Genomic DNA, 19,107 nt, shown 5'->3' with positions numbered 1-19,107 from the left:
GCCTTACCCGGCCTGCCTGTGGGTTATTTACTGCGCTTGTTAGCGTCCATAAATGACCAGGCGATAAAGCGGCTCTGCTTCTGGCCTTGCGCCATCTCTTTTTTCACCACGTTAACGGCACCCACATCGGTCAGTGCACGGTAGAGGGGTGGCAGGTTATCCCCACGGGATACCAGCGTCGTGAACCATTTAACCTGACGGCCAAATACTTTACTTTCCTCAATCATTCGCAGGATGAATGCCACTTCTCCCCCCTCGCACCACAGTTCCTGTTGCTGCCCCCCAAAGTTCAGCGCGGCATCTTCCGCCTGACCGAGATTGCGGCGTTTGCGCTCGCTGCCCGCACGGGCGGTGGCCGCGGAGTCATGGAACGGTGGGTTACACAGGGTGGCATCGTAGCTTTCGTTCTTGTGGATAATCCCGTTGAAGATCGATGCGGCATCTTTCTGCCGACGCAAGCGGACAGACCGGCTTAACCCAGGGTTGGCGTTGATAATCGCCTGTGCGCTGGAAAACGCCTCATTACCGATTTCACTGCCGGTAAAGCGCCAGTGATATTCATGAACGCCAATCAACGGATAAATCAGGTTCGCCCCGGTACCGATATCAAGCACGGATGCTTGCTCAGGGATGACACCGTTGCGATCGTCAGCGAGAAGATCGGCAAGATGGTGGAGATAATCGGCCCGCCCCGGCACGGGTGGGCAGAGAAAGCCTTCCGGAATATCCCAGTGCGCCACACCGTAATAGTGTGCCAGCAGGGCTTTATTGAGCATTTTAACCGCCTGCGGATCGGCAAAGTTGACCGAAGGTTCACCGGCAGGTGTCTGCACAATGTAGTCCTGCAGCGAAGGACAGCTCTGACACAACGCATTCATGTCATAGCGGTTACGATGGCGATTTCGTGGGTGCAATCCCGGCTTTTGGGAAGTCATGGCTTTCTCCTTTAAACAGCGGCGTAAGATACCCTTTGCAGGCTCAACGGTAAATATTTCTCTGCGACGCTCAAAAACCCGTCATAAATCAAACACCTTTATGTCTATGATCTGTCAGTAAAACGTCAGTTTTTATCGTTCAAAAAATAAGCAGATCATCATCAAATTTTTGCGCTAAATCACACTCGCCAGGCTTCTAAACTTAAAGGGAATCACCTGTTGTTTCCTCATGAGGATGTGATTATGAAAAAATACCTGACCCTTGTTGTTCTCGCGGGTGCACTGGCTACCGCGTCATTCTCTGCCATGGCGGTACAGTCATTGACCGACAATACAGATACCAGCCAGCTCAAGCCTGCGGGCACCGTCTCGGTAAGCCGCGCAAGTAACCTTGACGATCTCCAGAATAAACTCGCCGAAAAAGCCCGCCAGGAAGGGGCTAAAGGTTTCGTGGTTAACGCCGCGGGCGGGGATAACCATATGTATGGCACGGCGACCATTTATAAATAACGTCTCTTTCTATAAACAAACTGCATCTGCCTGACAGATGCAGTTCCTTCTGCCTTGACTGCACGTTTTTTCACCCCATAGTAAAAACAGGGCTTAACAGATCCCAGGAGTAAACCATGGCTTCCGGTTGGGCGAATGATGACGCCGTTAACGAACAAATCAACAGTACAATTGAAGATGCGGTTGCGCGCGCTCGCGGTGAAATTCCGCGCGGTGAAAGTCTCTATGAATGTGAAGAGTGTGGAGAAGTGATCCCGGAAGCGCGGCGCAAAGCCATACCGGGCGTGCGGTTATGCATCGCCTGCCAGCAGGAGAAAGATTCGAAAAATAGCGCGCACTCAGGATATAATCGCAGAGGATCGAAAGACAGCCAGCTACGTTGACTTTCCTTTACCGAAGTTAACGGCGCAAGCGGTTACCTTTACGCTCACGGTTTTTTGTGAACCGCGTGGCAAAATGTGCCCTTCTCGTCGCTTCTGTAAAGCGCAGCTACAAGAAGTGTAAAGTCGTCCTCTGAATTTATTAATATTCAATAAGTTATTTGTCATTCAATTTTTTTGAGCAACCACGTCAATTCTCTTCGATTTTCTCTCGCATAAAAAAACGTGATACTTATCACATCGACGGAACATCGTCCCCTTAACAGAATCACCTGCGAGAGATTAATTATGAAAACCATCAAATATGCTGTTGCTGCTGTTGCCCTGTCCGCTCTGTCTTTCGGCGCTTTTGCTGCAGAACCTGTGTCTCCATCTCAGGCGCAGAGCATGAACAAACTCGGTGTGGTAAGTGCTGAAGGCGCGACCACTCTGGACGGTCTGGAAGCGAAACTGGCTGAGAAAGCTGCTGCTGCCGGTGCAAGCGGATACACCATCACCTCCGCGAACACCAATAACAAACTGAGCGGTACTGCGGTTATCTATAAGTAATTGACTGAATGCTCCACCCTCGCCATACCCTCTGGTGAGCTGCTCCAACCCTCATTGACCCTGTTGTTGTTACCCTTGCTTGCCCGTCCGCCACTGGACGGGCTTTTTTTTGGGCTTAAAACATCTCCCCGACGCGTTCCATCCCTGCCTCTACGGATTCAACTTCACCGGTCGCCAGCAGGCAACAGGCCATCTGCAACTTGATCGCGTGCGGTACCGGAACCTTTCCGGCCAGGCACTGCTCAATCCAGTGGGCGGTGGTATGCGGATCTTTTGCGTCAGGCAGGATCGCGTCGGAACGCTCTTCCCCTCGCTCGAGAATGGCGCGCGTGCCAGCGGAATCAATCAGCATCATCTGTGGGCAGCGCTGCGGGTTAGCATACACCTCGCCTTCCGTGCCGTGCATCAACAAGGCCCTGCCGCCTATGTCTTCAAAGAATTTCCCCACGCGCGTCACGTACTCCGGGTGAGAGACGCTGGAAAGACGCAGAGCCGCGTCTTCGCCAAACGGCGTAGCCAGTTTCGCCAGCGTATGCGCGCTGTTACGCACGCCCATGCGCCAGCGCATATCCAGCTGCTTCTCCAGCGGGGGGCAAAGGGCTCCGACAGGGATATAAACCGGCTGATGGCCATCAAGCTTCGCCTGTGCCTGGCCGGCATGCCGTGTGGGTTCGATACCCAGCATGCCGAAAATCGTTTCGGTCAGCACGCGGGTTGGATCTTCGCTTACACCATGCACCACCACCGGGAAGCCCAGCTTGTGCAATAAAATAGCGAGCAGCGGCGTCAGGTTGGCCTGCTTGCGTGCCCCGTTATAGCTCGGGATCACAATCGGCATCGGTTTTGCCACTGGCGCGTTTAAGCGCAGGGTCTGCGCCTGCATTGCTTCGTAGAAGCCACGCATCTCCGCTTCGCCTTCTCCTTTGATACGCAGCGCTATCAGGATACCGCCCATTTCAAGGTCGGGTACGTCACCGTTGAGCATATGCGTATAGAGCGCACGAGCGGTTTCATGGTCCAGATCGCGGGCATGATTTTTCCCTCGTCCTACCTCTTTGATAATTTTGCGATAATCCACGACATCTCTCCTGACAGCTTCATCTTGTTAACAATATAGCCCTGAAGAACGTCTGGCCGTTAGTGTTTTTGAACCGGATCATCCTTCTGTTTTTATGACGAAAAAAGAAACTCAAGCACTATTTCAATTATTTGTGATTGCCGTTGAAGATTCTTACCCCACCCGTTTCTGATTAAATAACCAACGGAAAATCATTTAAGGTCAACGGTGAAAACGTCCAGGCAACGTTCTCACCAGAAACATACCAGGATTTGTTATGAACAAGGTTGCTATAGGTTTATTTATCGCCGCAACGGCAGGATGTTCTGCATCCGCATTTGCGGCAACAAACGGTGAAGGTCAGATTAACTTCACCGGTGAAATTATTGATTCTGCTTGTCAGGTAGTGAACGGGTTAAGTAATCCATTAAATGTTCAGTTAGGCAAAGTGTCTAAAACGGTATTTACCGGGGCTGGATCTACCAGCACATTAACGAAGTTTGATATTCAATTAAAGAATTGTCCGGAGACCGTGACTTCCGCCGCCATTAACTTCGGCGGCACGCCGGATCCGGATAACAACACTACGCTTGCATTAACGCCGGATGTAGACGCTGCAACAGGTGTCGCTATTCAGCTGGTGGACGCGTCTGAGCAACCGGTGAGTCTGTATACGCCCTCTCAGCAATATCCGTTAGCCTCCGGTACGGCGGTCAATAACCTGGAGTTTGGAGCCCGTTATATTCAGACCCAGGCCGCAATCACCGCAGGCCTGGCAAACGCCGTGTCGACCTTCACCGTTATTTATAACTGATATTATCCATCCTGAGATATTAGCTTTGCTCTGAGAGTTAATATCTCTTCTTTTATTGAGATACCTTTATGCGCCACGGTTATTTACTGAGTGCTCTTTTACTGGTAGCCGCCACTTCCCATGCCGGTGTCGTTATTAATGGCACACGCCTGGTCTATCAGGGCGATAAAAAGGAGTCGTCTCTGGGTCTTTCAAACCCAGATGCCACGGATTATCTGGTACAGTCTTGGGTTGATTCTGGCGGTAAAAACCCGGCTAAAGCCCCCTTCCTGATCACCCCACCGCTGTTTCGTCTCGATGCAAAAGAGGATAACGTCCTGCGTGTCGTGCGCACCGGCGGGAATTTGCCCGAGGATCGTGAATCTCTCTACTGGCTTAATATCAAAGCTATTCCCTCGTCAAAGCACGTCGAAGGGGTAAATACCCTGCAGATTGCCATTAATACACGCATTAAATTGTTGTATCGCCCGTCAGCAATAACTGGCAAACCCGAGGCTGTGGCGGACAAGCTTCAGTGGCATCGTGAAGGTCACGACCTGGTTGTGAATAACCCGACGCCTTTCTATATGAATTTCCAGACGGTGATGCTTAACGGCCATAAAGTGGATAAAGCCACCTGGGCAGTCCCCAAAACGGAAACGCACTTTGCCTTACCCGATAATGCCAGCGGGTCGACCGTCACCTACTCCATTATTACTGATTACGGCAGCATCAGTCAGACCTGGTCGGCATCCGTTCATTAACACCCACTCAGGCTATTAATATCATCATGTACAGCCATAAAAAGCCGTTCATCCATCGCCTTTCTTCAATGCTGGTCATTTTATGTGGCCTGGCACTGGCGATCTTTGCGCAGCAGGTTATGGCTGATGATTATTTCAACCCGGCATTACTGGATATTGATAATCCTCAACAGGGGAAAACCGACCTGTCTGTTTATGAAAAAGGACCGGGACAAGCCCCCGGGAAATATCAGGTCAACATTTTCATCAACAATAATAAAATTGATACCCGTGATGTCACGTTCAAATTAATAAAAGACGCTCAGGGCAATCATTCTCTTCAACCCTGCTTTAGCCTGGATGAGCTAAAAAACCTTGGGATCAAAACCCGGCAGTATCCCGCGCTGATGGCTAAAGGCCAGTGCGCCGATATAAACGCCATTCCCGCGGCATCCGCAACGTTTCAGGTTCGTCATCAGCAACTGTTGCTCAGTATTCCACAAACGGCACTGGGCCAGGTCCCACGCGGGTATATCGACCCGAAAACGTTCGACGAAGGGATCACCGCAGGTCTGCTGAACTACAGCGCCACCGCCAGCCAGAGCCATGCCCGTGTGCAGGGAGAGCAGGATAACAGCAGCCAGTACGTTAACCTGCGCCCGGGCCTCAATGTGGGGGCCTGGCGCATACGCAATTATTCCACGTGGACTCGCAGCACAACGGGCAGCGAGGAAGAGCACAGGTTCTCCTCCGTCTACACCTATGCTCAACGCGATATCGTGGCGATGAAAAGCGATATGACCGTCGGGCAAAGCACCTCCCCGTCGGACGTTTTCGACAGCGTGCCCTATACCGGGGTTGAGCTGAAATCCGATACCGACATGCTCCCGGACAGTGAAAAAGGCTATGCGCCGATTATTCGCGGCACTGCCCACAGCAATGCGCTGGTGATGGTTCGTCAGAACGGTTACGTCATTTATCAGAACACGGTTGCACCCGGTGCGTTTGAAATTAACGATCTCTATCCCACCGGCAGCAGCGGCGATCTGCAGGTCACCGTGAAAGAGACCGACGGCAGCGAAAGTCACTTTGTCGTGCCCTACGCCTCGGTCCCGGTACTGCAGCGTGAAAAGAATCTCCGCTACAGCGTGACCGCCGGGCGTTACCGGTCTTACGACAAGGACGTCGAACAAACCCCGTTTGCCGAGGGCAGCGCCATCTACGGCATGCCATTGGGTTTCACCGCCTACGGTGGTGCGCAGCAGAGTCGCCATTATCAGTCCCGGGCGCTGGGCGTCGGGAAAAACCTGGGCGATTTGGGTGCTTTCTCCCTTGATGTCACCCGCGCCAAAGCGCTGCTGAAAAAACAGCAGACCAGCAAAGGCCGATCCTGGCGCGTTCGCTACAGCAAAGATTTTGTCGCCTCGGGCACTCACTTCTCCCTGGCGGGCTATCGCTACAACAGCAAAGGGTTTTACACCCTGGAAGACACGATGGAGTCTTACACCCGTTCAGATGACGGGTCTGCGCCGCAGCAGCGACGTGCCCGAACGGAAGCCACCGTCGACCAGACGCTGCCCGCGGGCTGGGGCTCTGTCACCCTGAGCCTGGTCAAAGAGACCTACTGGAGCCAGAGCCAGGATATGACCTCCATGAGCGTCAGCTACAACAACAGCTGGCACGGCGTCAGCTACAGCCTGAGCTACAGCATGAACAAAAACACCCAGGACAGCGATGCGAACGGTGAGGATGTGATGAACGACAACCAGTTCTCGTTAAACGTCTCCGTTCCACTGGATCGCTGGATGCATAACACCTGGGCCACCTACAACCTCAACAACACCAAAGACGGCACGACACAGAACATCGGCCTTAACGGTACCGCGCTGAAGGGAGACAACCTGAACTGGAATATTCAGGAGGGGCTGAGCAGCACCGGTAGCGGAAACTCCACCAGCATGAACGCCGATTATAAAGCGACCTATGGCGAAGTGAGCGGCGGGGTAAGCCAGGATAAATACCAGCAAACCGTAAACGTCGGGCTGCAGGGTGGCGCGATCGTGCACGCCAACGGGATAACCCTGAGCCAGCCGCTCGGAGAGACCATTGCGCTGGTGAAAGCACCGGGAACACACGGTACGCATATCGCCAATCAGACGGGCGTTGAGACCGACTTCCGCGGCTATACCGTCGTGCCGTTTGTTACCCCTTATCGCCACAATACCATTGCGCTGGATACCGAAACCCTGCCCGACGAGGCCGACGTGACGCACGCAGCGTACGTTGTGACCCCGACACGCGGGGCCGTGGTGCGCGCCAGCTTTAATACCCGCGTGGGCAGCCGGGTCCTGATGACGCTGACGCACAACGGTAAACCGCTGCCCTTCGGTGCGACGGTAACAACGGAGGATAAGGACAGCGAATTTATTGTCGGCAATGACGGCCAGACCTATCTCTCCGGCCTGCCAAAGCAAGGGCATCTCACCGTCACCTGGGGACAGGATGCGAGCGAGCACTGCGAGGCCGACTACGTCCTTACGGATGAGACAGAGAAAACCAACATCCTTAACGCTGCTGCGCAGTGCCACTGATTCACCGTTCAGGCAAACCATTATGCAAATGATTAAACAGTGCTTTTTCTTCCTGGTTCTGGGAACCGCCGCGTTATTTATGCCACATGCTAACGCGCTCTGTACCTCCTCCGATCTGCCAAAACAGATTAATGTGGCCTCCGTATCCGTCTCAAGCACGTTGCCGGTAGGTGCCACCATTCCGGGCACCGAGCAGACCGTTCACGTGGCGGGCAACTGCTATAACCCTTCTGACTTCGGGCTTCCGATTGTTGCGTGCTATTACGGCGCAGGTCTGGAGATCCCCGGTCTTTCTGGGGTGTATGAATCAGGGCTGGAAGGAATTGGCGTAGCGCTGATGAATGACAAAGGCCAGCGAATTACCGGTGCCGGGGGAATTTACTGTAATTCAAGCGGCACGCCGCTGGGCTATGTCTCCAACGACATTTCTGAGTCCTTTAACTTTAATGTCACGCTGGAACTGGTGAAAACGAGCAATACGGTCAAATCAGGTTCGCTTTCTCAGGCGGAGTCTAAATTTGGCGTCGGGGTTTATCAGCATGAAGGCATCAGCGATCCCAATACGATTTCCTATGCGGGCAATGTGAACCTCGAAACGGTTACCTGCTCTGTCCTGCCCAAAAATCTCACCGTGAACCTGGGCGATTTTCCCGTCAGTGATTTTATCAGTATCGGGTTGCTATCCAGCCCTGCACAAAACTTTGACGTCACGATTAATTGCGACAGCACCGTCCAGCCTGAGCTAAAGGTGACCAGCGCAAACGGCTACGAAACGGCATTCGAAGGGGTGATCAAATTGACTCAGCAGAACGGCATGGCAACCGGCGTGGGCGTGAGAATGCTCTTTGATGACCATCTCGCCACCTTTGACACCTATGTCAGTACCCGAAGCCAGGCCATCGCCAACGAAACCCTGCGAATACCGTTCGAGGTTCGCTACGAACAGGTCAGCAACGTGGTGACACCGGGGCCGGCCAATACCGTGGCGACGATCACTCTGGCTTATAAGTGACCAACATGAAAAAGACACTTGCGATCCTGATTCTCGGCTTGATTGCCCGGGCACAGGCGGACGATATTCAGATCCAGATGACAGGCAATATTTACGCCAACACCTGCATTATTGACAGCGCCAGCCGCAACCTGACGGTGGATTTAGGCCAGGCGGTATCAGGGGATTTTAAAAATGTGGGCGATACCGGCGCGTGGAAAGACTTTACGCTCTCGGTCTCGCATTGCCCTCCCACACTTGCGCTGGCGACCGCCTTTTTCTATGGTCAGGCCGACAGTACGCACCCGACAAAATTCGCCAATATCGGCAGTGCGAAAGGGTTAGCACTGGAACTGGCAGACCGCCAGGACAATATACTCATTGCCCCGCAGGCAGCCTTTAACGTTCCGGTTAACTCAGCGGACCACACGGCAACGTTTCCTCTGGCTGCCCGCTATTATGCCAGCGCATTGCCCGTCACCGCCGGAACGTTTAACAGCGTGGTCCAGGTGACCTTTACTTACCAGTAGGCCCGCGCCCCTTCGTACGGATGCTTTTACGCCGTCCGGCGGCAGGTTTTGCCGGACGTTTTTTAACATCGGGCACGTCCGGCTGTTCAATCGGAAAAACAGGCAGAGCGTTGAGTAACCGCTGGCCGTAATTTTTGGTGAGCAGACGTTTGTCATAAATCACCACCTCTCCCCAGCAGCTGTGGCTACGGATGAGACGCCCCACCTGCTGAATCAGATTAAACGATGCCGCGGGTAAGCTTTGGACCTCGAACGGATAGCGATTGAGGCTTTTGAGCCATTCACCTTCGGTGATGACGACCGGGCTGTCGATGGGCGGGAAGGCGATTTTATGGATATGCACCTGCGTCAGGTAATCCCCCTTCAGATCCAGCCCCTCCGCGAATGACTGCAGCCCGATCAGCACGCTACGTTCCCCGTTATCAATGCGTTTGCGGTGCAGCTCTACCAGCCGGTAGCGGGGCTGATCGCCCTGCACCAGCAACAGCAATCGCAGGTCGGTAACGTGCTCCAGAAAACGCTGCATCGCCCTTCCACTGGCAAACAGGACCAGCATGCCGGGATATTTTTCACTCTCCAGCTGCTCGCGGAAATACGCTGCCATTTCGGCAATGTGCTGTTCTTCGTTGTCGATAAGCGGCTCATACTTCATGCGCGGAATGACCAGCTTGCCCTGTTCACAGTGGTTAAACGGCGAATCCAGCGCCACAAAACGATCGCCAGCTTTCTCTTTCAGCCCGCTCATCTCCTGTAAACGGGAGAAACTGTTCAGGGAACGCAACGTCGCGGAAGTCACTACCACGTGCGGCACGCTGCGCCAGATAAGCTTTTCCAGCTGATCGGCAACACGAATCCCCACGCAGTGGAAAAACAGGTGCGACTGTCCGTCTTTCACGTCACGGGTTGCCCATTTGGTGACCGGCGCACCGGACGCCTGCGCCATCGAGGCCAGACGCCAGAGCTTGCTCTGGGCTTCGAACATGCCCAACGCACGGTTCATCTGCAGCAGAATGCGGTGCAAACGTACCACGTCGTGGCTACCGGTTTTCTCACTGAGATCGTTTAAGAACATCTCCGCCAGCCCGCGCAGCTTTTCAAGGTACTTCGCCAGCTGCTGGCAGATCTCCATCACCTCGTCGGGTAGCTCTCCCATCGCAAAGCGGTGCTCTGCTTCCTGGGTCGCAGGGAGATAAAGATTGAGAATGTTATTCAGGGAAGCAATAAGGCTGTAGACCGCTTCGCAATGTTCGCTCAGCCGCTCGGGCACCGCCAGCGGCGGCGTGGTTTTCGGGCGGAACTGCTCCATACAGGTCGCCACCAGCTTGCAGAACAGATCCAGCTGCAGGCGGAACCACGGCGCGGTGATTTCGGCGCTCATCTCCAGCGCATCCCGCGCCACATCCGGCAAATGGTGGCCTTCATCGAGCACCAGCAGCAGGTTTTTGGGCTCCGGCAGGACGGCCTCACTCTCCAGCGCGGCCATGACCAGCGCGTGGTTAGCGACAACCACCTCCGCTTCCTGAATCTCCCGCCGTGCGACAAAGAACGGGCACTCGCGGTAGTAGTGGCAGTTGCGGTTAAGGCAACTGGCTTTATCGGTGCTGAGCCTGCGCCACAAATCATCGCTGATGGCATGGCTGGTGTGATCGCGAAGGCCGTCCCACTTGTAGCTGTCGAGCTCGGTTTTTAGCTTCGCGCACTGCTCCTGTTCCGCTTTGTTGTTCGGCGTCAGCTCATCATCCAGGAAGGCCAGCAGATCCTGCTGAGAGGGCTCACTGCTGGCGAGAGCCGCGAGATTGCGCGGACACACATAACGCCCGCGGCCAAAGGCGGCTGTAAATCGCAGTTCAGGGATGATTTTGCGCAGCAGCGGCAGGTCTTTGCTGAAGATTTGATCCTGCAGGGCCACGTTAGCGGTGCTGACCACCAGCGTTTTTTGCTCTTCCCGCGCGATGGCAATGCCCGGGATTAAATACGAAAGGGTTTTCCCGACACCCGTCGGGGCTTCAATCGCCAGATGTCGTCCGTCGTCCCCGGAGAGCGTTTTTGCCACATCAGCAATCATCTGCCGCTGAGGCGCTCGGGGGATAAAATCGGGGATCTGCTGTTGTAGCGCCTTATACCAGGCGCCAATTTGCGCTTTGAGCGCCGCGGTTAAAGCCATCGGAGGACCTGAAATACTGTATAAACAGCCACTATTGTGGCACTTTCTTTCCGCTGCCGCAAAAGAAAAGCCCGGCTTTACGACCGGGCTTCCAGATTACTGCGGGTTAGCAGGTTTACGCGGGCGGCGTCGGCGCTGCCCTTCCCCTGCCGGTTTCCCCTCGCCGCTACGCCATGGGCTTTCACCGCCTGGCTTAGCCTCTGTATTACGACGCGGAGGTTTGCCCGCGGCTTTCGGTGCACCGCCTTCAGAACGACGCGGCTGCTGACTGCGCCCCCCGCCACCCTGACCACGACCACCGCCGCCGCCCTGACGGCCATTCTGAATAGGCTCCGCCTTGATGGACGGGTCCACGTCATAGCCCGGGGTTTCGATACGCGGGATCTCTTTTCTCAGCAGACGTTCGATATCACGCAGCAGTTTGTGTTCATCCACACACACCAGCGAAAGCGCTTCACCGGTTGCCGCCGCACGACCGGTACGACCGATACGGTGAACATAGTCTTCCGGTACGTTTGGCAGCTCGTAGTTGACGACGTGCGGCAGCTCTTCAATATCCAGACCACGGGCAGCAATGTCGGTGGCAACCAGGACGCGAATGTCACCGGATTTAAATTCAGCCAGCGCGCGGGTACGTGCCCCCTGGCTTTTGTTACCGTGGATCGCCGCGCTGCGGATACCGTCTTTATTCAGTTGTTCCGCCAGATGGTTAGCGCCGTGCTTGGTACGGGTAAAGACCAGCACCTGCTGCCAGTTGCCCTGACCAATCATATGGGAGAGCAGTTCCCGCTTACGCTTTTTATCAACGAAGTGCACGTGCTGGGTAATTTGCTCAGAGGCGGTGTTGCGGCGCGCCACTTCCACTTCCAGCGGGTTATGCAGCAGTTTTTCCGCCAGCGCCTTGATCTCATCAGAGAAGGTGGCAGAGAACAGCAGGTTCTGACGACGCGGTGGCAGCTTAGCCAGCACGCGACGAATGTCGTGGATAAAGCCCATATCCAGCATGCGGTCAGCTTCGTCCAGCACCAGGATTTCGATGCTATCAAGCTTCAGGGCATTCTGGTGCTCAAGATCCAACAGACGACCCGGCGTTGCCACCAGCACGTCCACGCCACCACGCAGCTTCATCATCTGCGGGTTAATGCTTACTCCACCGAAAACCACCAGCGAGCGAATGTTGAGATAGCGGCTGTACTCACGCACGTTCTCACCAATCTGGGCCGCCAGCTCACGCGTTGGGGTGAGGATCAGGGCACGCACCGGACGACGTCCTTTGGCGTGCGGCTGATTTTTTACCAGCAGCTCTAACAGCGGCAGGGTAAAACCCGCAGTCTTACCGGTACCGGTCTGGGCGCTGGCCATCAGGTCGCGGCCCTGCAGAACGGCCGGAATAGCCTGCTGCTGGATTGGGGTTGGCTCGACGTAGCCCTGCTCTGCGATAGCGCGCAAAATTTCAGGGTTCAGGCCAAGGGAATCAAAAGACATAAAAACTCCGAACCGCCCCGACCATCACAGGTGTAGTTTTCAGGGAGATATAACGAATAGGGAAGGACAAAAACCACAATGTCGTGAAGCAGCGGAGTGTAGCAGGTTTTGTGACGTGGCGCATAAAATATCCCGCGGCGCTGCGTTGACGAAAGATTTCCCGCCGTGTGGTCACTGGACAAAAAGGGCAACCGGGCATAATGTTAATCAATCGATTGATTAATTTTTAAAACCGCCATGAATACGACCCCAACGACATCGAAAGGTGAACAGGCCAAAAACCAGCTTATTGCCGCCGCGCTGGCGCAGTTTGGCGAATATGGTCTGCATGCCACCACGCGGGACATCGCGGCGCAGGCCGGGCAAAACATTGCGGCCATTACCTACTATTTTGGCTCAAAAGAGGATTTGTACCTCGCCTGTGCCCAGTGGATCGCCGACTTTATCGGTAACCATTTTCGGCCACACGTTGAAGAGGCCAGCGGGCTATTGAGCCAGCCGTCGCCGGATCGCGCCGCCATCAGGCAGCTGATTATCAGCGCCTGCGACAATATGATTCGCCTGCTGACCCACGACGAGACGCTGAGCCTGAGTAAGTTCATCTCCCGTGAGCAGCTCTCCCCTACGGCGGCTTACCAGCGAGTGCACGATCAGGTGATTGCCCCGATGCATACGCACCTGACCCGGCTGATCGCGGCCTATACCGGACGAGACGCCGACGATACCGAGACTATTTTGCATACCCACGCCCTGCTGGGTGAAATTCTCGCCTTCCGTCTTGGGCGCGAAACGATCCTGTTACGCACCGGCTGGACACAATTTGATGAGGATAAAGCCGCGCAGATTAGCCAGGTCATCACCTGTCATCTCGATCTGATCCTGCAAGGCTTAACGCAAAGGAGCCTGAAGTCATGAAAAAACCTGTCGCCATCATTCTGGTGGTCGTTGTTCTGCTTGCCGCAGGTATCGGCGGCTGGCTGTGGTATCAAAGTCACCAGGACAGAGGCCTGACGCTGTACGGTAACGTCGATATTCGCACCGTGAATATGAGTTTCCGCGTCGGGGGGCGCCTGGCCTCCCTCACCGTTGATGAAGGCGATACCATCAAAACCGGTCAGATGCTGGGGATGCTCGACAAGGCCCCGTACGAGAACGCGCTGATGCAGGCGAAAGCAGGCGTTTCCGTGGCGCAGGCGCAATATGACCTGATGCTGGCCGGCTACCGTGACGAAGAGATTGCTCAGGCCGCCGCCGCGGTCAAACAGGCGCAGGCCGCCTATGACTACGCGCAAAACTTCTATGCTCGTCAGCAGGGCCTGTGGAAAAGCCGCACCATTTCTGCCAACGACCTGGAAAACGCCCGCTCCTCCCGCGACCAGGCCCAGGCGACGCTGAAATCCGCCCAGGATAAATTAAACCAGTACCACACCGGTAATCGCCCGCAGGACATCGCGCAGGCAAAAGCCAGCCTGGAACAGGCGCAGGCGCAGCTGGCGCAGGCGGAACTGGATCTGCACGACACCACGCTCATTGCCCCGTCTGACGGCACGCTGATGACCCGCGCCGTGGAGCCGGGCAGTATGTTAAGCGCGGGAAGCACCGTCCTGACGCTTTCGCTGACGCGTCCGGTATGGGTGCGCGCCTACATTGATGAGCCTAATCTCGGCCAGATGCAGCCGGGCCGCGAGCTGCTGCTCTACACCGACGGTCGGCCGGATAAACCGTATCATGGCAAAGTTGGCTTTGTGTCACCGACGGCTGAATTCACACCCAAAACGGTTGAAACGCCGGATCTACGTACCGACCTGGTTTATCGCCTGCGCATCATCGTGACCGATGCCGATGACGCGCTGCGTCAGGGCATGCCTGTCACCGTAAAAGTCAGCGACGGGGAACGACATGAATGACGCGGTTATTCAGCTCAACAATCTGGTCAAACGCTTCGCGGGGATGGAAAAACCTGCCGTCGCCCCGCTGAACTGTACCATTCAGAAAGGCTATGTGACCGGGCTGGTTGGCCCGGACGGCGCAGGCAAAACGACGCTGATGCGGATGCTGGCGGGTTTGTTAAAGCCCGATGAAGGAACCGCCAGCGTGCTCGGACTCGACCCGATTAAAGACGATGGCGCGCTCCATGCCATGCTGGGCTATATGCCGCAGAAGTTTGGTCTGTATGAAGACCTGACGGTGATGGAAAACCTCAATCTGTATGCTGACCTGCGCAGCGTCACTGGCGAAGCCCGTCAGAAGACCTTTGCCCGTTTGCTGGAATTTACCTCGCTTGGCCCCTTCACCGACCGGCTGGCGGGCAAGCTCTCCGGCGGGATGAAACAAAAGCTGGGGCTGGCCTGTACGCTGGTGGGCGAGCCGAAGGTTCTCTTGCTCGATGAACCCGGCGTGGGCGTCGACCCGATTTCGCGCCGCGAGCTGTGGCAGATGGTGCATGAGTTAGCCAGCGATGGGATGCTGATCCTCTGGAGCACCTCGTACCTTGATGAAGCGGAACAGTGCCGTGACGTTCTGCTGATGAACGAAGGTGAGCTGCTTTATCAGGGAGAGCCGACCACGCTGACGCAGAGCATGGCTGGTCGCAGCTTCCTGTTGCACAGCGCCCAGGCCTCCAACCGTCAGCTGCTGCAGCGGGTGCTAAAGCTACCTCAGGTCAGCGATGGAATGATTCAGGGCCGTTCGGTGCGCGTGATCCTCACGAAAGAGGCGACCGCGGACGATATACGTCGTGCACCGGGTATGCCTGAAATTGAGATGGAGGAGACCGCGCCACGCTTTGAAGATGCGTTTATCGATCTGCTCGGCGGCGCAGGGACATCAGAATCCCCCCTCGCCGCGATCCTGCATACGGTTGAAGGTACGCCGGGTGAAACGGTGATTGAAGCCAAATCCCTCACCAAAAAGTTTGGGGATTTCGCCGCCACCGATAACGTCAATTTCGCGGTGAAACGCGGTGAGATTTTTGGCCTGCTCGGGCCAAACGGCGCCGGGAAATCGACCACTTTTAAGATGATGTGCGGTCTGCTGGTACCTACCTCGGGGAAAGCGCTGGTGCTCGACATGGACCTGAAGGTCAGCTCCGGCAAGGCGCGTCAGCATCTGGGCTATATGGCGCAAAAATTCTCGCTGTATGGCAACCTGACGGTCGAGCAGAACCTGCGCTTTTTCTCCGGCGTGTACGGCCTGCGGGGGCGCGCGCAGAACGAGAAAATCCACCGCATGAGCGAGGCCTTTGGCCTGACGGGCATTGCTTCCCATGCCACCGACGAACTGCCGCTCGGCTTCAAGCAGCGGCTGGCGCTGGCCTGCTCATTAATGCATGAGCCCGATATCCTGTTTCTCGATGAGCCGACGTCCGGCGTTGACCCCCTCACCCGCCGCGAGTTCTGGCTGCATATTAACAGCATGGTGGAGAAAGGGGTCACGGTCATGGTAACCACCCACTTTATGGATGAGGCGGAATACTGCGACCGCATCGGGCTGGTGTATCGCGGCAAGCTGATTGCCCACGGTACGCCGGACGACCTGAAAGAACAGGCCGCCGATGATGAGGTGCCGGACCCGACCATGGAACAGGCGTTTATTACCCTCATCCACGACTGGGATAAGGAGAATGCCCATGCGCAATAACGCCATTTCGTGGCGCAGGGTGCGTGCGTTGTGTATCAAAGAGACGCGCCAGATCGTGCGTGACCCCAGCAGCTGGCTGATCGCTGTGGTGATCCCCCTGCTGCTGCTCTTTATCTTTGGCTACGGGATCAACCTCGACTCCAGCAAACTGCGGGTCGGGATTTTGCTGGAGCAGCAGAGCGAAGAGGCGCTTGATTTCACCCACACCATGACCGGCTCCCCTTACATCGACGCCACCATCAGCGACAACCGGCAGGCGCTAATCCAGATGATGCAGGCCGGGAAGATACGCGGGCTGGTGGTGATCCCGGTGGATTTTGCCGCCAACATGGCGCGCACCGATGCCAGTGCGCCGGTGCAGGTGATCACCGACGGCAGCGAGCCAAACACCGCGAACTTTGTACAAGGCTATGTGGAGGGCATCTGGCAGCTGTGGCAAATGCAGCGCGCCGAAGATCGCGGGGAAACCTTCGAACCGCTGATCGACGTGCAGACGCGCTACTGGTTTAACCCTGCGGCCATTAGCCAGCATTTTATTATCCCGGGTGCGGTGACCATCATCATGACGGTTATTGGCGCCATTTTGACCTCGCTGGTGATTGCCCGCGAGTGGGAACGCGGCACCATGGAGGCGCTGCTGTCTACCGAGGTCACACGGGTTGAACTGCTGCTCTGTAAGCTTATCCCCTACTACTTCCTCGGCATGCTGGCGATGCTGCTCTGCATGCTGGTCTCGGTGTTTATCCTCGGCGTGCCGTACCGCGGATCGCTGGTGGTGCTCTTCTTTATCACCAGTCTGTTTTTACTGAGCACCCTCGGGATGGGGCTGCTTATCTCCACCATCACCCGTAACCAGTTCAACGCCGCGCAGGTGGCCCTGAACGCCGCCTTTTTACCGTCGATTATGCTGTCCGGGTTTATTTTCCAGATAGACAGCATGCCCGCCGTGATCCGTGCCGTGACCTACATTATTCCGGCGCGCTACTTCGTGAGTACGCTGCAAAGCCTGTTCCTGGCGGGGAATATTCCGGTGGTGTTGATCATCAACACGCTGTTTTTGCTGGCATCGGCGACGATGTTTATTGGGCTGACGTGGATAAAGACCAAACGGCGTCTGGATTAAGGAGCGAACATGTTTCACCGTTTATGGACATTGATACGCAAAGAGCTGCAGTCGCTGCTGCGCGAGCCGCAGACGCGCGCCATTCTGGTATTACCGGTGTTGCTTCAGGTGTTGCTCTTCCCGTTTGCCGCCACGCTGGAGGTAACTAACGCCACCATTGCTATCTACAACGAAGATAACGGCAAACATTCCGTCGAATTGACGCAGCGTTTCGCCCGGGCGAAGGCTTTTACCCACATCCTGCTGCTGAAAAGCCCGCAGGAGATCCAGCCCACCATCGATACGCAAAAAGCGTTATTGCTGGTGCGTTTTCCGGCCGATTTTTCCCGCAACCTGGATACCTTCCAGACGGCACCAATGCAGTTAATCCTCGACGGGCGCAACTCCAACAGCGCCCAGATTGCAGCCAACTATCTTCAGCAGGTGGTGAAAGATTACCAACAGGAGTTGATGGACGGGAAACCTAAACCCAACAACAGCGAGCTGGTGGTGCGCAACTGGTATAACCCGAATCTGGATTACAAATGGTTCGTGGTGCCATCGCTGATCGCCATGATCACCACCATCGGAGTGATGATCGTAACGTCACTCTCCGTCGCCCGTGAGCGCGAACAGGGGACGCTCGATCAACTGCTGGTTTCCCCGCTCGCAACATGGCAAATTTTCGTCGGCAAAGCGGTTCCGGCGCTGATTGTCGCGACCTTCCAGGCCACCATCGTGCTGGGCGTGGGAATATGGGCCTACCAGATCCCGTTCGCCGGTTCGCTGGCGCTGTTCTACTTCACGATGGTGATTTACGGGCTGTCGCTGGTCGGGTTTGGACTGCTGATTTCCGCGCTCTGCTCTACCCAGCAGCAGGCATTTATTGGCGTGTTCGTCTTTATGATGCCGGCGATTTTGCTTTCGGGCTACGTCTCACCCGTCGAGAACATGCCGGTATGGTTACAGGATTTGACGTGGATAAACCCGATTCGGCACTTCACGGATATCACCAAGCAAATCTATCTGAAGGATGCGAGTCTGGACATTGTCTGGGGAAGTTTGTGGCCGCTACTGATTATAGCGGCCACGACGGGCTCAGTGGCGTACGTGATGTTTAGACGAAACATCGCGTAGCTTTTTCTCTTTGGTCAGTAACGAGACCACGGCAGGCCCTGCGAGGATTGCCAGACCGGCCAGGGCCAGCAGCAGGTTGTTTTGCAGCACACGCGACAGCAACCAAAGCACAATCATCGCCGCACCAAAGTACCAGGTGGTGGTGAGCTCTTCGAGCACATCACCCACCTCACGCCAGCGTGCTTCGTGGTGGCGCTGTAAAAACAGCATCGACAGTACGGTGACGCCATAGAGGACGCATAGCCCTAAGCCGACCCGCACCAGCGTGCCGCTCATCCAGCCCATCACCAGTACGGCCACGACCAGTAAATGCAACATTATCTGCCAGCAACTCAGGCCAGTTGCGACACGAACGCGTTGTTGCCACTTCATGGCTTCTCTCCTGAAGGATTTTTCTCTGCTTAATCAGACTACCGCACTTTACGGAAAATTCCGTAACACCGCATCTTTTTGTGACGCCTACTACACTTTATTTTCATCAGGATAGTCACCCTGGAAGGA

General features: G+C 55.5%; 18 protein-coding genes. 13 read left to right on the top strand and 5 right to left on the bottom strand.

Going from position 1 to position 19,107, the window contains the following annotated elements; genetic code table 11:
- Nucleotides 1–23: 23 nt before the first annotated feature.
- On the bottom strand, nt 24–935 hold the full coding sequence (gene rlmF / locus ACN9MQ_RS06800) for a 23S rRNA (adenine(1618)-N(6))-methyltransferase RlmF (protein WP_020884914.1): 912 nt from the start codon (nt 933–935) through the stop codon (nt 24–26).
- A gap of 243 nt (nt 936–1,178) precedes the next feature.
- Between rlmF and mcbA the strand changes: the two genes are divergently transcribed.
- From mcbA to ybiJ, 3 genes are all read left to right on the top strand, one after another.
- Nucleotides 1,179–1,445, top strand: coding sequence for a DUF1471 family periplasmic protein McbA (mcbA, locus tag ACN9MQ_RS06795; RefSeq protein WP_032677729.1), 267 nt, complete (start codon nt 1,179–1,181; stop codon nt 1,443–1,445).
- Between the two features lie 116 nt (nt 1,446–1,561).
- Nucleotides 1,562–1,828 (top strand): DksA/TraR family C4-type zinc finger protein, encoded by a 267-nt coding sequence (locus ACN9MQ_RS06790; RefSeq protein WP_014169247.1) that lies wholly within the window; start codon nt 1,562–1,564, stop codon nt 1,826–1,828.
- Nucleotides 1,829–2,113: 285 nt separating this feature from the next.
- A complete protein-coding gene (ybiJ, locus tag ACN9MQ_RS06785) occupies nt 2,114–2,374 on the top strand; it encodes a DUF1471 family protein YbiJ (protein ID WP_020884917.1) in 261 nt (86 codons plus the stop codon).
- Between the two features lie 115 nt (nt 2,375–2,489).
- Here the strand turns inward: ybiJ and ybiB are convergent, their stop codons facing one another.
- A complete protein-coding gene (gene ybiB, locus ACN9MQ_RS06780; protein WP_073395792.1) occupies nt 2,490–3,452 on the bottom strand; it encodes a DNA-binding protein YbiB in 963 nt (320 codons plus the stop codon).
- Between the two features lie 256 nt (nt 3,453–3,708).
- Between ybiB and ACN9MQ_RS06775 the strand changes: the two genes are divergently transcribed.
- From ACN9MQ_RS06775 to ACN9MQ_RS06755, 5 genes are all read left to right on the top strand, one after another.
- Entirely contained in the window at nt 3,709–4,245 is a 537-nt protein-coding gene (locus ACN9MQ_RS06775) for a fimbrial protein (RefSeq protein ID WP_014169244.1), read from the top strand.
- Between the two features lie 68 nt (nt 4,246–4,313).
- Nucleotides 4,314–4,988 (top strand): fimbrial biogenesis chaperone, encoded by a 675-nt coding sequence (locus ACN9MQ_RS06770; protein ID WP_032677726.1) that lies wholly within the window; start codon nt 4,314–4,316, stop codon nt 4,986–4,988.
- Nucleotides 4,989–5,014: 26 nt separating this feature from the next.
- A complete protein-coding gene (locus ACN9MQ_RS06765) occupies nt 5,015–7,558 on the top strand; it encodes a fimbria/pilus outer membrane usher protein (RefSeq protein WP_040016980.1) in 2,544 nt (847 codons plus the stop codon).
- Nucleotides 7,559–7,580: 22 nt separating this feature from the next.
- Nucleotides 7,581–8,570, top strand: a complete 990-nt coding sequence (locus tag ACN9MQ_RS06760) for a fimbrial protein (protein WP_020884921.1) — start codon at nt 7,581–7,583, stop codon at nt 8,568–8,570.
- A gap of 5 nt (nt 8,571–8,575) precedes the next feature.
- Nucleotides 8,576–9,079 carry a fimbrial protein gene (locus ACN9MQ_RS06755; RefSeq protein ID WP_025204629.1) on the top strand — a complete coding sequence of 168 codons (504 nt, stop codon included), beginning with the start codon at nt 8,576–8,578 and terminating at the stop codon, nt 9,077–9,079.
- Here ACN9MQ_RS06755 and dinG read toward each other — a convergent pair.
- Together dinG and rhlE are read right to left on the bottom strand one after the other, a co-directional pair.
- Nucleotides 9,066–11,243 (bottom strand): ATP-dependent DNA helicase DinG, encoded by a 2,178-nt coding sequence (gene dinG / locus ACN9MQ_RS06750; RefSeq protein WP_426021300.1) that lies wholly within the window; start codon nt 11,241–11,243, stop codon nt 9,066–9,068. The two genes, ACN9MQ_RS06755 and dinG, sit on opposite strands and share 14 nt — an antisense overlap.
- Before the next feature lie 96 nt (nt 11,244–11,339).
- Nucleotides 11,340–12,728: an ATP-dependent RNA helicase RhlE gene (rhlE, locus tag ACN9MQ_RS06745; protein WP_020884924.1), complete on the bottom strand. Its 1,389-nt coding sequence runs from the start codon at nt 12,726–12,728 to the stop codon at nt 11,340–11,342.
- A 237-nt stretch (nt 12,729–12,965) separates the two neighbouring features.
- Here rhlE and cecR point away from each other — a divergent pair, with 237 nt between their 5' ends.
- From cecR to ACN9MQ_RS06720, 5 genes are read left to right on the top strand one after another with little or no spacing between them, the layout of a single operon-like run.
- The gene (cecR, locus tag ACN9MQ_RS06740) at nt 12,966–13,643 is read left to right on the top strand and encodes a transcriptional regulator CecR (protein ID WP_014169235.1); all 678 of its coding nucleotides are present in this window, start codon (nt 12,966–12,968) and stop codon (nt 13,641–13,643) included.
- Nucleotides 13,640–14,635: a secretion protein HlyD gene (gene hlyD / locus ACN9MQ_RS06735; protein WP_185791891.1), complete on the top strand. Its 996-nt coding sequence runs from the start codon at nt 13,640–13,642 to the stop codon at nt 14,633–14,635. The genes cecR and hlyD overlap by 4 nt, the downstream gene beginning before the upstream one ends.
- Nucleotides 14,628–16,367: an ATP-binding cassette domain-containing protein gene (locus tag ACN9MQ_RS06730; RefSeq protein WP_426021301.1), complete on the top strand. Its 1,740-nt coding sequence runs from the start codon at nt 14,628–14,630 to the stop codon at nt 16,365–16,367. The genes hlyD and ACN9MQ_RS06730 overlap by 8 nt, the downstream gene beginning before the upstream one ends.
- A complete protein-coding gene (locus ACN9MQ_RS06725) occupies nt 16,357–17,490 on the top strand; it encodes an ABC transporter permease (protein ID WP_020884927.1) in 1,134 nt (377 codons plus the stop codon). Before ACN9MQ_RS06730 ends, ACN9MQ_RS06725 begins: the two co-directional genes overlap by 11 nt.
- A gap of 9 nt (nt 17,491–17,499) precedes the next feature.
- Nucleotides 17,500–18,606: an ABC transporter permease gene (locus ACN9MQ_RS06720; RefSeq protein WP_014169231.1), complete on the top strand. Its 1,107-nt coding sequence runs from the start codon at nt 17,500–17,502 to the stop codon at nt 18,604–18,606.
- Here the strand turns inward: ACN9MQ_RS06720 and ACN9MQ_RS06715 are convergent.
- Nucleotides 18,568–18,978 carry a YbhQ family protein gene (locus ACN9MQ_RS06715; protein WP_014169230.1) on the bottom strand — a complete coding sequence of 137 codons (411 nt, stop codon included), beginning with the start codon at nt 18,976–18,978 and terminating at the stop codon, nt 18,568–18,570. The genes ACN9MQ_RS06720 and ACN9MQ_RS06715 overlap by 39 nt on opposite strands.
- Between the last annotated feature and the right edge of the window lie 129 nt (nt 18,979–19,107).

It is taken from the genome of Enterobacter sp. R-25, from assembly GCF_049913205.1.
GTDB classification, from domain to species: domain Bacteria; phylum Pseudomonadota; class Gammaproteobacteria; order Enterobacterales; family Enterobacteriaceae; genus Enterobacter; species Enterobacter ludwigii.
The sequence above is the reverse complement of the archived record's forward strand: the minus strand, read 5'-3'. Positions and strand labels throughout refer to the sequence as shown.

Bases quoted from the DNA above. Each gene is read 5' to 3' on its own strand.
- ACN9MQ_RS06715 (WP_014169230.1), bottom strand. From the start codon at position 18,978: ATGAAGTGGCAACAACGCGTTCGTGTCGCAACTGGCCTGAGTTGCTGG.
- rhlE (WP_020884924.1), bottom strand. From the start codon at position 12,728: ATGTCTTTTGATTCCCTTGGCCTGAACCCTGAAATTTTGCGCGCTATC.
- ACN9MQ_RS06790 (WP_014169247.1), top strand. From the start codon at position 1,562: ATGGCTTCCGGTTGGGCGAATGATGACGCCGTTAACGAACAAATCAAC.
- ACN9MQ_RS06725 (WP_020884927.1), top strand. From the start codon at position 16,357: ATGCGCAATAACGCCATTTCGTGGCGCAGGGTGCGTGCGTTGTGTATC.
- ybiJ (WP_020884917.1), top strand. From the start codon at position 2,114: ATGAAAACCATCAAATATGCTGTTGCTGCTGTTGCCCTGTCCGCTCTG.
- ACN9MQ_RS06755 (WP_025204629.1), top strand. From the start codon at position 8,576: ATGAAAAAGACACTTGCGATCCTGATTCTCGGCTTGATTGCCCGGGCA.
- mcbA (WP_032677729.1), top strand. From the start codon at position 1,179: ATGAAAAAATACCTGACCCTTGTTGTTCTCGCGGGTGCACTGGCTACC.
- ACN9MQ_RS06775 (WP_014169244.1), top strand. From the start codon at position 3,709: ATGAACAAGGTTGCTATAGGTTTATTTATCGCCGCAACGGCAGGATGT.
- ACN9MQ_RS06760 (WP_020884921.1), top strand. From the start codon at position 7,581: ATGCAAATGATTAAACAGTGCTTTTTCTTCCTGGTTCTGGGAACCGCC.
- hlyD (WP_185791891.1), top strand. From the start codon at position 13,640: ATGAAAAAACCTGTCGCCATCATTCTGGTGGTCGTTGTTCTGCTTGCC.
- ACN9MQ_RS06770 (WP_032677726.1), top strand. From the start codon at position 4,314: ATGCGCCACGGTTATTTACTGAGTGCTCTTTTACTGGTAGCCGCCACT.
- dinG (WP_426021300.1), bottom strand. From the start codon at position 11,243: ATGGCTTTAACCGCGGCGCTCAAAGCGCAAATTGGCGCCTGGTATAAG.
- cecR (WP_014169235.1), top strand. From the start codon at position 12,966: ATGAATACGACCCCAACGACATCGAAAGGTGAACAGGCCAAAAACCAG.
- ACN9MQ_RS06720 (WP_014169231.1), top strand. From the start codon at position 17,500: ATGTTTCACCGTTTATGGACATTGATACGCAAAGAGCTGCAGTCGCTG.
- rlmF (WP_020884914.1), bottom strand. From the start codon at position 935: ATGACTTCCCAAAAGCCGGGATTGCACCCACGAAATCGCCATCGTAAC.
- ACN9MQ_RS06765 (WP_040016980.1), top strand. From the start codon at position 5,015: ATGTACAGCCATAAAAAGCCGTTCATCCATCGCCTTTCTTCAATGCTG.
- ACN9MQ_RS06730 (WP_426021301.1), top strand. From the start codon at position 14,628: ATGAATGACGCGGTTATTCAGCTCAACAATCTGGTCAAACGCTTCGCG.